This is a genomic window from Erwinia sp. ErVv1 (assembly GCF_900068895.1).
In the GTDB taxonomy this organism is placed as follows: Bacteria; Pseudomonadota; Gammaproteobacteria; order Enterobacterales; family Enterobacteriaceae; genus Erwinia.
This window is the reverse complement of sequence record NZ_CDPK01000007.1, coordinates 26018-40423: the sequence shown is the minus strand read 5'-3', so window position 1 is coordinate 40423 and position 14406 is coordinate 26018. Positions and strand designations below refer to the sequence as shown.

General features: G+C 54.9%; 17 protein-coding genes. 7 read left to right on the top strand and 10 right to left on the bottom strand.

Translation table 11 applies throughout. The features are described from left to right. Positions 1-235 precede the first annotated feature (235 nt). Genes dacB through pmrB form a run of 3 tightly spaced genes read left to right on the top strand, consistent with a single transcriptional unit; the run spans position 236 to position 3389 of the window. Positions 236-1669 carry a serine-type D-Ala-D-Ala carboxypeptidase gene (gene dacB, locus A1830_RS11805; protein WP_067705994.1) on the top strand — a complete coding sequence of 478 codons (1434 nt, stop codon included), beginning with the start codon at positions 236-238 and terminating at the stop codon, positions 1667-1669. A 5-nt stretch (positions 1670-1674) separates the two neighbouring features. Then, the gene (gene pmrA, locus A1830_RS11800) at positions 1675-2337 is read left to right on the top strand and encodes a two-component system response regulator PmrA (protein WP_067705992.1); all 663 of its coding nucleotides are present in this window, start codon (positions 1675-1677) and stop codon (positions 2335-2337) included. After that, a complete protein-coding gene (gene pmrB, locus A1830_RS11795) occupies positions 2334-3389 on the top strand; it encodes a two-component system sensor histidine kinase PmrB (RefSeq protein WP_067705991.1) in 1056 nt (351 codons plus the stop codon). Before pmrA ends, pmrB begins: the two co-directional genes overlap by 4 nt. 44 nt (positions 3390-3433) lie before the next feature. Here pmrB and cgtA read toward each other — a convergent pair whose 3' ends face one another. From cgtA to rplU, 3 genes are all read right to left on the bottom strand, one after another. Then, positions 3434-4600, bottom strand: a complete 1167-nt coding sequence (cgtA, locus tag A1830_RS11790) for an Obg family GTPase CgtA (RefSeq protein WP_067705990.1) — start codon at positions 4598-4600, stop codon at positions 3434-3436. 327 nt (positions 4601-4927) lie between these two features. After that, positions 4928-5185, bottom strand: a complete 258-nt coding sequence (gene rpmA, locus A1830_RS11785) for a 50S ribosomal protein L27 (RefSeq protein WP_067705989.1) — start codon at positions 5183-5185, stop codon at positions 4928-4930. Positions 5186-5200: 15 nt separating this feature from the next. After that, positions 5201-5512 (bottom strand): 50S ribosomal protein L21, encoded by a 312-nt coding sequence (gene rplU, locus A1830_RS11780; protein ID WP_034890465.1) that lies wholly within the window; start codon positions 5510-5512, stop codon positions 5201-5203. 255 nt (positions 5513-5767) lie between these two features. Between rplU and ispB the strand changes: the two genes are divergently transcribed. Together ispB and A1830_RS11770 are read left to right on the top strand one after the other, a co-directional pair. After that, the gene (gene ispB, locus A1830_RS11775) at positions 5768-6739 is read left to right on the top strand and encodes an octaprenyl diphosphate synthase (protein WP_067705988.1); all 972 of its coding nucleotides are present in this window, start codon (positions 5768-5770) and stop codon (positions 6737-6739) included. A gap of 319 nt (positions 6740-7058) precedes the next feature. Further along, positions 7059-7319 (top strand): helix-turn-helix domain-containing protein, encoded by a 261-nt coding sequence (locus tag A1830_RS11770; protein WP_067705985.1) that lies wholly within the window; start codon positions 7059-7061, stop codon positions 7317-7319. Positions 7320-7368: 49 nt separating this feature from the next. On the opposite strand, the gene murA is transcribed toward A1830_RS11770, so the two are convergent. The 7 genes from murA to mlaF all read right to left on the bottom strand — a co-directional run bounded on the left by murA (position 7369) and on the right by mlaF (position 12193). After that, the gene (gene murA, locus A1830_RS11765) at positions 7369-8634 is read right to left on the bottom strand and encodes a UDP-N-acetylglucosamine 1-carboxyvinyltransferase (RefSeq protein WP_067705983.1); all 1266 of its coding nucleotides are present in this window, start codon (positions 8632-8634) and stop codon (positions 7369-7371) included. Positions 8635-8711: 77 nt separating this feature from the next. Beyond that, the gene (ibaG, locus tag A1830_RS11760; protein ID WP_067705981.1) at positions 8712-8966 is read right to left on the bottom strand and encodes a BolA family iron metabolism protein IbaG; all 255 of its coding nucleotides are present in this window, start codon (positions 8964-8966) and stop codon (positions 8712-8714) included. A 125-nt stretch (positions 8967-9091) separates the two neighbouring features. Continuing rightward, entirely contained in the window at positions 9092-9388 is a 297-nt protein-coding gene (gene mlaB / locus A1830_RS11755) for a lipid asymmetry maintenance protein MlaB (RefSeq protein ID WP_067705977.1), read from the bottom strand. Beyond that, positions 9388-10026, bottom strand: a complete 639-nt coding sequence (mlaC, locus tag A1830_RS11750; protein WP_067705976.1) for a phospholipid-binding protein MlaC — start codon at positions 10024-10026, stop codon at positions 9388-9390. The genes mlaB and mlaC overlap by 1 nt, the downstream gene beginning before the upstream one ends. 11 nt (positions 10027-10037) lie before the next feature. Next, positions 10038-10586 (bottom strand): outer membrane lipid asymmetry maintenance protein MlaD, encoded by a 549-nt coding sequence (gene mlaD, locus A1830_RS11745; RefSeq protein WP_067705971.1) that lies wholly within the window; start codon positions 10584-10586, stop codon positions 10038-10040. Between the two features lie 4 nt (positions 10587-10590). Continuing rightward, positions 10591-11373 (bottom strand): lipid asymmetry maintenance ABC transporter permease subunit MlaE, encoded by a 783-nt coding sequence (gene mlaE, locus A1830_RS11740; RefSeq protein ID WP_067705970.1) that lies wholly within the window; start codon positions 11371-11373, stop codon positions 10591-10593. A 7-nt stretch (positions 11374-11380) separates the two neighbouring features. Then, positions 11381-12193: a phospholipid ABC transporter ATP-binding protein MlaF gene (gene mlaF, locus A1830_RS11735; protein ID WP_067705969.1), complete on the bottom strand. Its 813-nt coding sequence runs from the start codon at positions 12191-12193 to the stop codon at positions 11381-11383. Between the two features lie 229 nt (positions 12194-12422). Between mlaF and A1830_RS11730 the strand changes: the two genes are divergently transcribed. Then, positions 12423-13403: a calcium/sodium antiporter gene (locus A1830_RS11730; RefSeq protein WP_067705962.1), complete on the top strand. Its 981-nt coding sequence runs from the start codon at positions 12423-12425 to the stop codon at positions 13401-13403. Positions 13404-13417: 14 nt separating this feature from the next. Further along, on the top strand, positions 13418-14404 hold the full coding sequence (gene kdsD / locus A1830_RS11725; protein WP_067705961.1) for an arabinose-5-phosphate isomerase KdsD: 987 nt from the start codon (positions 13418-13420) through the stop codon (positions 14402-14404). The last annotated feature ends 2 nt before the right edge of the window (positions 14405-14406 follow it).

The following is a 14406-nucleotide window of genomic DNA, read 5'->3' as shown; positions in this document are numbered from 1 at the left end:
AACTCTGTCCTGTGCAAAATTTCGTCATCCTGACAGGTTGATGCAGAAAAAGCGTTCTGCGGCGCTGGCCACTGAATTACAAACGAAAGAAACCTGGCCCGGAGTATGCTCTGGGCCCGGCAGGTTTTGCATTTTGATACGTATTTTACCCCAGAGTTCCTTATGGGTCATCGTTTACTTTCCACCTTGATGCACCGTAGTATGATGCGCATCACCTGCCAGTAAACGCGAGATTATGCGATTTTCACGAATTGTAACCGGCCTGGCCTGCGCATTTATGCTGAATGCCCACGCAGCCCCGGTCGAAAGCTATACCCAGTATTTACCCGACGGCGCGAACCTGGCGCTGATTGTACAGAAAATCGGCGCACCCTCGCCCTCAATTGACTACCACAGCAAGCAGATGGCCCTGCCTGCCAGTACGATGAAGGTGATAACCGCGCTGGCTGCGCTGTTGCAGCTGGGACCGGATTTCCGTTTTCATACCCAGCTGGAGAGTAAAGGCACCCTTAGCGGCGGCACGCTGCGCGGCGATCTGGTCGCGCGATTCGGCGGCGATCCAACCCTGACGCGTCAGGATCTGCGGAACATGGTTACGGCGCTTAAAAAACAGGGCGTCCAGCATATTCAGGGCAACCTGGTAATTGATACCTCCGTCTTTGCCAGCCATGATAAAGCCCCTGGCTGGCCGTGGAACGATTTGACCCAGTGCTTCAGTGCGCCTCCGGCGGCGGCTATTGTCGATCGCAACTGCTTTTCGGTCTCGCTTTACAGCGCCCCCCGGGCGGGCGATAACGCCTTTATTCGCGTCGCGTCTTATTATCCGGTGAACATGTTCAGCCAGGTCCGTACGCTCGCCAAAGGCTCATCGGAGGCGCAGTACTGCGAGCTGGACGTCGTGCCGGGCGAGCTAAACCGTTTCACGCTCACCGGCTGTATGACGCAGCGGGCGGAACCTCTTCCCCTCGCATTCGCCATTCAGGACGGTGCCAGCTATGCCGGGGCGTTGCTCAAAGCTGAGCTACAGCAGGCGGGAATCGACTATTCCGGCCATTTGCTTCGTCAGACCCAGGCCACGCCTCCCGCTACCGTTCTGGTTGAAAAGCAGTCCGCGCCGCTGCACGACCTGTTAAGGATTATGCTTAAGAAGTCCGACAACATGATTGCTGATACGGTGTTTCGTACCATCGGGCATGAGCGCTTCGGCGTACCTGGCACCTGGCGGGCGGGTTCGGATGCGGTACGTCAGATCCTGCGGCAGAAGGCCAATGTCGATCTGGGCAACAGCATACAGGTCGATGGCTCGGGTTTGTCACGTCACGACCTGATTTCTCCTGCGACGATGATGCAGGTATTGCAGTACATTGCACAAAACGATCAACAGCTGAATTTCATTTCTATGCTGCCGCTCGCAGGCTACGACGGAACCTTGCGCTATCGCGGTGGTCTTCATGAAGCTGGCGTTGACGGCAAGGTTTCAGCCAAAACCGGGTCGCTACAGGGCGTTTATAACCTTGCAGGATTTATGACCACCGCCAGCGGGCAACGCGTGGCATTCGTCCAGTATCTTTCGGGCTATGCCGTTCCGCCGGAGGATCAGCGCCAGCGTCGCATTCCGCTGGTTCGCTTTGAAAGCCGGCTCTATAAGGATGTTTATCAGAATAACTGACGCCCATGAAGCTACTGATTGTTGAAGATGATGCGTTACTGCTGGCGGGACTGGTCCAGGCACTAACCTCAGAGGGTTATGCCGTCGATTCAGCCGTCACCGGTTCGCAGGCCTGCTCACTACTACAGAGCGGTCAGTACAGCCTGATCGTTCTGGATCTGGGCCTGCCGGACCGCGATGGTGGTGACCTGTTGCGTAAGTGGCGTAAAGAGCATATTGACCTGCCCGTGCTGATCCTCACCGCGCGGGATGCGCTTGAAGATCGCGTGGGCGGTCTGGACGCCGGAGCTGATGATTATCTGGTTAAGCCTTTTGCTCTGGTTGAGCTTAAGGCGCGCGTTCGGGCGCTGATTCGACGCTATCAGGGCCGCAGCGACAATCTTTTGCAGCACGGCGATATCTCACTCAACCTCTCTTCGCAGCAGGTATTTATTGAGGCCCAGCCGGTAGAAATTACCCCGAAAGAGTTCGCACTGTTGACCAGGATGCTGATGCGCATTGGTCAGACGGTGCACCGGGAAACCCTCCAGCAGGATCTCTACAGCTGGCAGGATGATACCGGCTCAAATACGCTTGAGGTGCATATCCATAACCTGCGACGCAAGCTGGGCAAGGATCGGATTAAAACGGTGCGCGGCGTAGGCTACCGGCTGGAAGAACGCGCGTGAACAGTATGCGTCGGCGTTTGCTGATCATGCTGGCCCTTATTCTGCTGAGCTGCCAGCTTATGAGCGCGGCCTGGCTGTGGCACGAAAGCCGTGAGCAGATAGGCTTTCTGGTTAATGAGACGTTGTCCGCTCACTCTCGTAATGAGCACGTCGAGCGGGAAATTCGTGAAGCGATTGCATCGCTGCTGCTGCCCTCGGTGGTCATGGTGGGCTTCACCCTGCTGCTCTCATTCTGGGCAATAAGCTGGATAATACGCCCCCTGCGCGCGCTACAGACCAGCCTCAGCGAGCGGTCGGCTGACAATCTCACGCCGCTGCCGCTGTTTTCCGACATGGATGAAATCGTTGCCGTCACCACTGCCCTGAACCAGCTGCTGGGCAGGCTCGACCATACGCTCCAGCAGGAGCGCCTGTTTACCGCTGATGCCGCACATGAGCTGCGTACGCCGCTCGCTGGTCTGCGACTGCATCTGGAACTGCTGGAGCAGCAGGGTGTCAGGCAGGGGCCCATGCTGGTTGAACGCATCGATCAGCTGATGCACGTTATTGAGCAGTTGCTGATGCTGTCGCGCGCCGGACAGGCGCTGGCAAGCGGCCATTACCAGGTGGTGAGCTGGGGAGCCATTTTTGACCCCTTAGAGCAGGAGATGACAGAAATGCTGGCTCAGCGCCAGCAGAGGCTGGCGCGCGCCGGGGATACCCGTCTGGAAGTCCAGGGAGACGCCGTGCTGTTACGGCTGATGCTGCGTAACCTGCTGGAGAATGCCTCCCGCTACAGCCCGCCGGGCAGCCTTATATCAGTGATCCTACAGCCCGAAAATAGCGGTACACGCGTTACCGTACGTGACGAGGGCCCGGGAATTGAGACTGGGTCAGCGCAGGATTTGACCCAGGCATTTCGGCGGATGGACCAGCGATACGGCGGCAGTGGGCTTGGGCTGAATATTGTCCAGCGCATCACTCAGATTCATCATGGTGAACTGCGCCTGACCAATCGTAATGACCGCAGCGGCCTGGATGCCATTTGCTGGCTACCGCACACGCTCAATTAGCTGTCCAAATAACAAAGGGACACGGTCTGTGTCCCTTAAGTCGGTTAGTGCTGGTAAATGATTTCGACCCCTTCGTCGTCCTCATCATCCCAGTCATCATCATCGTCTTCTTCAGCTTCCGCTTCTTCAAGCTGCTGACGGTGATAGTCATCCCACATAAACTCGACTTTCTCAGGCTGTTTAGCCTCAAGCTCCGCTTCTTTCGGGTTAGCAATAATAAATGACATCACATCCCAGCAGAGCTCTTTTACCCCAGTGCGGTTAGCGGCGGAGATCAGATAGTATTTGTCAGTCCAGCCCAGCGCGTCTGCAATCGCTTTAGCGCGAGCTTCTGCCTCTGCCTCATCCAGCAGGTCAACTTTGTTGAAAACAAGCCAGCGCGGCTTGTTAAACAGCTTGTCACTGTACTTTTCCAGCTCACCCAGAATAATGCGCGCGTTTTCTACCGGATCGGATTCATCAATCGGTGCCAGATCGATGGTGTGCAGCAGCACGCGGCAGCGTTCAAGATGCTTGAGGAAGCGGATACCCAGCCCGGCGCCGTCGGAGGCACCTTCGATCAGGCCAGGGATGTCGGCCAGTACAAAGCTCTTTTCATGGTCCATACGCACCACGCCCAGGCTTGGCACCAGGGTAGTGAACGGATAATCCGCCACTTTCGGTTTTGCGGCTGAAACGGCACGGATAAAGGTAGATTTACCGGCGTTAGGCAGGCCCAGCATACCGACGTCAGCCAGCAGCATTAGCTCCAGCTGGATATCGCGGTTTTCACCTGGGGTACCCATCGTCTTCTGGCGGGGAGAACGGTTAACGGAGGATTTGAAACGGGCGTTGCCCAGGCCATGCCAGCCGCCTTTAGCGACCATCTGAACCTGACCATGGTGAGTCATATCACCCAGCGTTTCGCCGGTGCCCTGATCGATAATACGCGTCCCAACCGGGACTTTGATGATGATGTCCTTGCCGCGTTTACCGGTACAGTCACGGCTCTGGCCATTCTGACCACGTTCGGCGCGGAAAGATTTCTCAAAGCGATAGTCGATCAGGGTATTGAGGTTTTCATCGGCCTGCATATAGACGTCGCCGCCGTCACCGCCGTCACCGCCGTCCGGGCCGCCTTTAGGGATATACTTTTCACGACGGAAGCTGACGCAGCCGTTGCCACCATCGCCCGCAGCAACGAGAATCGTCGCTTCATCAACAAACTTCATTTTACTTCTCCGTAAATCATTCGCCCGGACCGGGGAATAAAGGTGCCGGGGGTGATCCGTCGCGGCCAACAGCGATGTCGCGTGACAGAACAGGGTGACTCCGCCGCAAAAAGTGTCTTTGCGTGGTTACCTGTTCAGGGATCCGCCATAAGACATCGTGCAGCTGAATATAAAGTGTACAGCAAAATAACGTGCTGTGGATCCACGCGCACAACGCACTGAGCCGTGAATTAAAATACAGAATGTAAAAAGCCCCGCAATCATAGCGGGGCTTTTAAATTCGCTGCTGAAACAGGTATCAGATACCCGTTTCAGACTCGAAGAACCTTACTCAGCAACGATGCTGATGTACTTACGGTTGTTCGGGCCTTTAACTTCGAATTTGACCTTGCCGTCTGCAGTTGCAAACAGAGTGTGGTCACGGCCGCAGCCTACGTTAACGCCCGCATGGAACTTGGTGCCACGCTGACGAACGATGATGCTACCTGCCAGAACCGCTTCGCCGCCGAAGCGCTTAACGCCCAGACGTTTTGCGTTGGAATCGCGGCCATTTCGAGTGGAGCCGCCAGCCTTTTTGTGTGCCATTTGTCAGATCTCCTCTTAGGCGCTGATGCCAGTGATCTTCACATCAGTAAACCACTGACGGTGACCCTGCTGCTTACGGTAGTGCTTACGACGGCGAAATTTAACAATCTTAATTTTCTCGCCACGACCGTGAGCAACGATTTCTGCTTTGATCACGCCACCTGAAACTAACGGCGCACCGATAGTCACGTCTTCGCCATTAGCGATCATCAGAACCTGGTCGAACTCAATTGTTTCGCCGGTTGCGATGTCCAGCTTTTCCAGGCGAACGGTCTGACCTTCGCTTACTCGGTGTTGTTTACCACCACTTTGGAAAACCGCGTACATATAAAACTCCGCTCATGCGCTCGCCGTCTTAGTTTCAGGCTGCGCTATAAATATTCACAATAGGGCGCGAATTCTACGCAACTTCGGCAGCGAAGACAAGTGCCTGTTGCAGGGTATTGCAGAAAAAAAACGCAAAGCGAATGCAAACGTTTCACCCCGGTCATTTTCAAGTACAATCTGTTATACATTACATGCCGCAGACACCGGTAAAGACGCCTATCATAGCAGCATACTGAGCAATAGCCGAACAGACTGATGAACTTAGAACAGATAAACGAACTCACCGCGCAGGACATGGCGGACGTCAATGCAATCATACTTGAGCAGTTGAACTCTGAGGTCTCCCTCATTAATCAGCTGGGTTATTACATCATTAGCGGTGGCGGTAAGCGCATCAGGCCGATGATCGCCGTTCTGTCCGCCCGCGCCCTGAATTATACGGGTAAACAGCATGTTACGGTCGCTGCCCTGATTGAATTCATTCATACGGCCACGCTGTTACATGATGATGTGGTCGATGAGTCGGATATGCGCCGGGGCAAAGCGACGGCTAATGCCGCCTTTGGTAATGCGGCCAGCGTGCTGGTAGGGGACTTTATCTACACCCGCGCCTTCCAGATGATGACCAGCCTCGGCTCTCTGCGGGTTTTGGCGCTCATGTCAGAAGCCGTAAACGTGATTGCCGAGGGTGAAGTGTTACAGTTGATGAACTGTAATGACCCCGATATCACGGAAGAGAGCTATATGCGGGTGATTTACAGCAAAACCGCCCGTCTTTTTGAAGCGGCATCCCAATCCTCTGCAATTCTGGCCGATGCGACCCCTGCTCAGGAAAAGGCGCTACAGGATTATGGACGGTTTATCGGAACCGCTTTTCAGCTGATAGACGATCTGCTTGATTACAGTGCTGACGGGCAGACGCTGGGCAAAAACGTGGGAGATGACCTTAGCGAAGGGAAACCTACACTGCCTCTGCTGCACGCCATGCGTAATGGCACACCTGAGCAGGCCGCGATGATTCGTGAGGCTATTGAGCAGGGTAACGGTCGGCATTTACTGGAACCCGTATTGGAAACCATGCGCCAGTGTGGTTCGCTCGAGTGGACCCGGCAGGCGGCTGAACAGGAAGCCGATAAGGCCATAGCGTCTCTTGAAGCATTGCCTGAGTCTCCGTGGCGTAGCGCGCTTGAAGCCCTGGCCCATATGTCAGTTCAGCGCGAGTTTTAGTCTACTAAGCGCGGTACGCCGCGTTTTTCTTACGACCTTGTCTTAAATAACTCCCCTCAGCTTTTCCCCCCGCGCCTCTCCAGGGTTTCGTTGCGTGTAAATCATCACCTTTGCTTGCATGAATTTGCGTCATAATTCACAGTACTTAAAATTCTGGAATAAACTGGAAATAACAAACTAAAAATTGCTGTAAAGTATCCCTGCTTTTTCATCTTTTGCTCCTGCCTGTTTCTACTTATCAGCATCAGGCAATCAGGAGCAGAGCGGTGACTTTGAGCACAAATAATACTGGAGAACTTCGCGTACATGGAGGATAGCAATGCTTAAAGATAAGAAAGACTGGCACAATGCAGACATCATTGCAGGCTTGCGGAAAAGGGGGACTACACTGGCAAGACTCTCGCGTGAGGCAGGATTGAGCTCATCAACGCTTGCGAATGCACTGTTTCGGCCCTGGCCTAAGGGAGAATGGCTGATAGCGGATGCGCTGGAAATACATCCCGGTGAAATCTGGCCAAGCCGGTATTATGATCCCGTCAGCCAAAGTCTCATCGATCGTAAAAAACGTCTTAGAAATTAAACAGAGGGGGCCGATGATGGCCCCCTGTTAACGTTGTCGCGTTGAGCGATTATTCACTACTGCCGCTAATGCGCTCGATGTTAGCGCCAAGAGATGAAAGCTTGTCTTCAATATGCTCATACCCGCGATCGATATGATAAATACGATCGACAATTGTCGTTCCGTTCGCGATACAGCCCGCCAGCACCAGACTCGCAGAAGCCCGGAGATCGGTTGCCATGACCTGCGCGCCGGACAGGGTTTCCACGCCGTGGCAGATCAACGTGTTGCTTTCGATTTCAGCGTGTGCGCCCATACGAATAAGCTCAGGGATATGCATGAAACGGTTTTCAAAAATCGTTTCAGTGATCACCCCTGTGCCTTCAGCAACCAGGTTGAGTAAGCTGAACTGAGCCTGCATATCGGTTGGAAAGCCCGGATGCGGCGCGGTGCGGAAGGTCACGGCTTTTGGCCGCTGACCGTGCATATCCAGGCTAATCCAGTCTGGCCCTACCTCAATATCGGCCCCTGCCTCACGTAGCTTAGACATGACGGCGTCCAGCGTATCAGGCTGGGCATTGCGACACATTACCTTACCGCCGGAGATCGCCCCAGCGACCAGGAAGGTCCCGGTTTCAATACGGTCAGGCAGAACGCGATAAACGCCGCCGCCAAGGCGCTCAACGCCCTCGATGGTGATACGATCGCTACCCGCACCGCTAATTTTTGCGCCCAGCGTATTGAGGAAGTTGGCCGTATCAACGATTTCCGGCTCGCGGGCCGCATTCTCGATAATCGTCGTGCCCGTGGCCAGGGTTGCTGCGCTCATAATGGTGACGGTCGCGCCTACGCTGACCTTGTCCATTACGATGTGCGCGCCTTTCAATCGGCCCTCTACCGAGGCTTTAACGTAGCCCTCTTCCAGTTTGATTTCAGCGCCCAGCTGCTCCAGACCCGTAATGTGCAGATCGACCGGACGGGCACCAATGGCACAGCCGCCGGGCAGGGAAACCTGTCCCTGGCCAAAGCGGGCCACCAGCGGGCCAAGCGCCCAGATGGACGCCCGCATGGTTTTCACCAGATCATAGGGTGCACAGTAAATATTGACTTCACTGGCATCCAGATGGACCGATCCGTTACGTTCGACCTTCACCCCAAGCTGGCTGAGAAGCTGCATGGTAGTATCAATGTCCTTTAGCTTCGGGACATTCTGAATCTCCACCGGCTCTTCAGCCAGCAGAGCGGCGAACAGGATCGGCAGCGCCGCATTTTTAGCGCCGGAGATTGTGACTTCCCCGCTTAAACGGGTGGGACCCTGTACACGAAATTTATCCATTACACCTGCTCTCTTTGTCAGACATTCAGTACTACCCGCCGCATCGCGACCCTGCGCGATGACAACAGCGAGTCAGCTTAAAAACCGTTTAGCTTACGGTCACGCGCCCACTCTTCCGGGGTATAGGTTTTTATGGATACCGCATGAATACGGCTGTCGGCAATAAACTCCATTAGCGGCGCATACACCGTCTGCTGTTTTTTTACCCGGCTGAGCTCGCCGAACAGATCACCGACGGCAATAACCTGAAAGTGGCTCCCCTCGCCGGTGACGTGGACTTCCTGAAGCGGCAGCGCGCTCATCAGCACGGCCTGGATTTCGCTATTTTCCATAAGACTTCTTATATTCGATGTTTGAGAAACAGGGCACTATCTTAGTGGAAAGCGGCGCTATCTTAAACAAGCAAAAAAGCCCCTTAAGGCTAAGGGGCTTTGCAGGGTCTGGCTGAAGGGGCTTTTCAGACAGGTGAAACAATGATCTGCTGCAAATTGTAGAGGGTGATTAGCGAATGGAGCTTATCGGTGATCCCGGTAAAGTGCAGTGTATTGCCCTGCCCCAAAGCAATCTGCCGCAGGTGAACCAGCAGCGCCAGCCCGGCAGAATCCACGCGGTCCAGTGCTGAAACATCAATGATATCAACCTGCTTCATTACCGACTCCCGCTCTGCCCAGAGCGCCAGCAGCGTTTCACGCTCCAGCTCCCCGGACAGATGCAGCTGCCGTGCGGTAACTTGCCAGCTTAATGATTCACGCATTACTGCTGCTTATCCAGAGTGATAGGCTGTTTTGCCGCGGAATTAAGCAGTGTTGTCAGGCCATCAATCCCTTTCTGACGCAGCGTATCGCTCCACTCGTTCTGCTTGGTGGTTATCATGCTCACGCCTTCGGCAATCATGTCGTACGCCTTCCAGTCACCGGTGCGGCTGTTTTTACGCCACTGGAAATCAAGGCGAACCGGCGGGCGTCCGTTGGGATCAATGATCGTCACGCGAATAGCGATGATATTGGCGTCGGCATAAGACTGGGGTGGTGCAATCTGGTAGGTCTGTCCGTGATAAAGGGCCAGCGCCTGACCATACGCCTGCGCCAGATAATCACCAAAAGCCTTGAAGTAGGCTTCACGCTGGGCTGGCGTGGCTTCTTTGTAATAACGGCCCAGGACTAATGCACCTGCATATTTGATCTGGACGTAAGGCAGAAGCTCTTCACGCACGATTTGACGCAGGTAGTTAGGATCCTGCTTGATTTTTGGCTGCTCGGTTTTGAGACGCGTAAAGGTTTTTGCCGCCGCCTCATTCATTTGCTCGTAGGGATTGGTCTGGTCAGCAGTCGCTGCGCTGGCGATGCCAGGGGCAATAACCAGCATGGCTACCATCAGGAAACGTTTAAACATTACTTATCCTCTTAAGGTTTAGTCGTAGCGGCGGGCGCAGGTTGCGCAGTGGCATCCGGTGCCGCCGGTGATGCATCTTTCTTGTCGTTACCGTTGCCGCTCTTATACAAGAACTGGCCAATGAGATCTTCCAGTACCATGGCTGACTTAGTGTCCTGAATGGTACTACCATCCTTAAGTATAGTCGTCCCCATATCCGGGTCGTCAAAGCCGACGTTCAGTGCCAGGAACTGTTCCCCCAGCAGGCCAGAGGTTCTGATGGCCAGCGAGCTGGTATCCGGCAACTGATTGTATTTATCTTCAATGTCCATGGTCACGCGGGGCGACAGCGTTTTGTCGTCGAGTGAGATATCCGACACGCGTCCAATGACCACGCCACCGATTTTAACCGGTGAGCCGGTTTTCAGGCCGCCGATATTGTCGAAGGTGGCATAGAGGCGCCAGGTTGGCTCATTGCCGAGAGATTTCAGATCGGCCACGCGCAGGCACAGAAACAGTGCCGCGCAGAGCGCCAGCAGCAGGAACGCCCCTACCCAAATTTCGCTTTTTTTCGTTTGCATCGAATCAGTTCCCAAACATCAGTGCCGTAAGCACAAAATCCAAACCGAGTACTGCCAGTGAGGCATGTACCACAGTACGCGTCGTTGCCCGACTGATCCCTTCTGAGGTCGGGATCGCGTCGTAACCGTTGAACAGCGCAATCCACGTCACCGTAAAGGCAAACACGGCGCTTTTAATGACGCAGTTGACAATGTCAGTGCGCACATCAACGGCGTTATGCATCGCTGACCAGAAAAACCCGCTATCAATCCCCTTCCAGCTCACGCCCACGATGGCACCGCCCATGATGCCGACCGCCACAAATATCAGGGTCAGCAGTGGCATGCTGATAAAGCCTGCCCAGAAACGAGGAGAGATGATTCTGCGTAGCGGATCGACGGCCATCATTTCCATACTGGATAGCTGCTCCGTCGCTTTCATCAGGCCAATCTCAGCCGTCAGCGCGGAGCCTGCCCGACCCGCGAACAGCAGCGCGGTGACCACCGGCCCCAGTTCACGCAGCAGAGAAAGCGACACCAGCATGCCCAGGCTGCTTTCGGCGCCGTAGGTATTCAGTACCAGAAAACCCTGAAGGCCCAGAACCATGCCGATAAACAGTCCCGACACCACAATGATAAGCAGTGAAAGTACGCCAATGCTGTAAAGCTGTTTGACTAACAGCGGGGCATGTTTGCGAAAGCGGGGGATCCCCACCAGCGCATGGAAGAGCATCAGTCCGGCGCGACCAAACGAAGCGCAGGTATTGATCCCCTTTCGTCCTGTTGACGCCAGTGCACGTAGTAACATCAATGAATTAACTCCCTGAGCCGGTTAAATCTTGCAGGTAATCCCCTGCCGGGAAGCGAAACGGCACCGGACCATCTGCGATGCCATCAATAAACTGGCGTACGCGGGCGTCCTGATTTTCATGCAGCGCGCTGGCCGTTCCCTGTGCAATCACTTTTTGACCGGCAATGATATAAGCATAGTCGGCGATACTCAGGACTTCCGGCACGTCGTGCGAAACGACGATACAGGTCATCCCCAGCGAATGGTTAAGCTCATCGATTAGCTTTACCAGCACGCCCATGGTAATAGGGTCCTGACCAACAAACGGCTCATCAAACATAATCAGCTCAGGCTCGAGCGCAATAGCCCGCGCCAGCGCCGCGCGTCTGGCCATGCCGCCTGACAGCTCGGAAGGCTTAAGCCATGCCGCGCCGCGAAGCCCTACGGCTTCCAGCTTCATCATCACCGTACTGTGCAGTAGCTGAGGGGGAAGCTGGGTATGCTCACGCAGTGGCCAGGCTACATTATCAAACACGGTCAAATCGGTGAAGAGTGCGCCCGACTGAAACAACATACTCATTTTTTTGCGCGCCTCATAAAGGCGTGAGCGTGAGAGGCTGGGTATATTCTCACCGTTGAACCAGATCTCTCCGCTATCGGGCCGCAGTTGCCCACCAATTAAACGCAGCAGCGTTGTTTTACCAATGCCTGAGGGACCCATAATGGCAGTAACTTTCCCTTTGGGCACCGTAAGCGAGATGTTATCGAACACCGGCCTATCTCCGCGGGCGAAGCTCACGCCCCGGACATCCACCAAATTCGTCTCCGTCTGGCTCATAGTTACCTCTTATCCTCTCTATCCAGGCACATGTTTACCTCCGATGGTAGCGTATAACCCACCAGGCAGGACACTTTTACAGAAACTTACGGCGAAGACGTGGCTAAAACTGGCATACGTTTTACTTTTTGCCTCCAGACCGTCAAAATCACCGCATTGACTGACGACGCCTTCATTTTCCTCTGTCACGCAAGGCAGCCGACGATTATACCCGATCAAAGGACATTTCATGCTCGTAGCTACCGCACTATTATTTATCGGTTTAGTCCTGCTGGTATATGGTGCAGATCGTCTGGTTTTTAGCGCCGCGATTCTCTGTCGTGCATTGGGTGTTCCCCCTCTGATTATCGGGATGACCGTGGTAGGGATAGGCACTTCCCTTCCCGAGCTGATTGTAGCTTTCTCCGCCTCTACGCACGGTCAGATGGATATTGCCGTCGGCACCGCGATGGGCTCAAACATTACGAATATCCTGCTGATTCTGGGCGGCGCGGCGCTGATTCACCCGCTTACCGTTCACTCAAGGCTGGTGCGCCGCGAGCTTCCCCTGATGCTGTTAGTCACGCTTTTATGCGGCGTGCTGCTGTGCGATAACGCGCTGAGCCGGGGCGACGGGCTGCTGCTGCTGGCGCTGGCCGCCGCCTGGCTGCTGTTTATTATCAAAATTGCCCGCCGCGCCGAACGCGACAACAGTGACTCCCTCACGCGCGAGCAAATCGCCGAGCTGCCGCGCGACGACGCGGGCAACACGGTGGCGTTTCTCTGGCTGGCGGTTGCGTTAATTATCCTGCCTATGTCGACCAGCATGGTGATTGATAATGCGACCGTAATCGCGAACTACTTCGGCATCAGCGAACTGGTTATCGGCCTGACGATAATTTCTGTCGGCACCAGCCTCCCTGAGCTGGCGACGGTGCTTGCCGGTGCGCTGAAAGGCGAAGATGACATTGCGATAGGCAATCTGATCGGATCGAATATCTACAATATTGCCATCGTTCTGGGCGTGCCCGCGCTGATCCACCCTGGAGCAGTTGATACCCAGGCTTTTGCGCGGGATTATTGGGTTATGCTGGGCGTCAGCGCCCTTTTTACACTTTTGTGTCTACAGCGCAGCCGCTGCATTGGAAGAGTCGCAGGTTCGCTGCTGCTCTGCGGCTTTGTTGCCTGGGTCGCCGTGCTTTACTGGCAGCCTGGCGCTACCTTCTGGTAAAAGGATTGTAAACTATGGCACCTCGAACGCTCGATCCGGGCTTTGATTTTCAACAGGCAGGCAGGGATGTTCTGAACATTGAACGTCAGGGACTGGAACAGCTTGATCAGTACATTAACGAAGACTTTACCGAAGCCTGCAAGCGGATCTACAGCTGCCGGGGTAAAGTGGTGATAATGGGCATGGGTAAGTCGGGGCACATTGGTAAAAAGATGGCCGCGACTTTCGCCAGTACCGGAACGCCGGCCTTTTTTGTTCATCCGGCCGAAGCCAGCCATGGCGATCTCGGCATGGTCAGTGCAGGTGACGCCGTCATTGCCATCTCCAACTCGGGCGAATCCTCCGAGATTCTTGCACTGATCCCGGTCCTGAAACGTCTGCACGTTTCACTTATCTGTATCACCAGCCGACCAGAGAGCGCGATGGGCCGTGCTGCCGATATCCATCTCTGTGTTAAAGTACCTAAGGAAGCCTGTCCGCTGGGCCTGGCGCCGACCAGCAGCACCACGGCGACGCTGGTGATGGGAGACGCCCTGGCCGTCGCCCTGCTAAAAGCGCGCGGCTTCACCGCTGAAGATTTTGCGCTCTCCCACCCTGGCGGCACCCTGGGGCGTAAGCTGCTGTTAACCGTTAATGATATTATGCACGCGGGCGATGAGATCCCTCACGTCAGCCGCGACGCCTCCCTGCGCGATGCGCTGCTGGAGATAACGCGCAAAAATATGGGTATGACGGTCATCTGTAACGATCTGATGAAGATTGAGGGCATCTTTACCGATGGTGACCTGCGGCGGGTCTTTGATATGGGCATTGATATCCAACACGCCAGCATTGCCAGCGTAATGACCTCAGGCGGCATTCGGGTTCGCCCCAATACGCTGGCCGTGGAGGCGCTTAACCTGATGCAGAGCCGTAATATTACCGTAGTGATGGTCGCCGATGGCGATCATTTGCTCGGGGTGGTCCATATGCACGACATGCTGCGTGCCGGCGTTGTCTGACA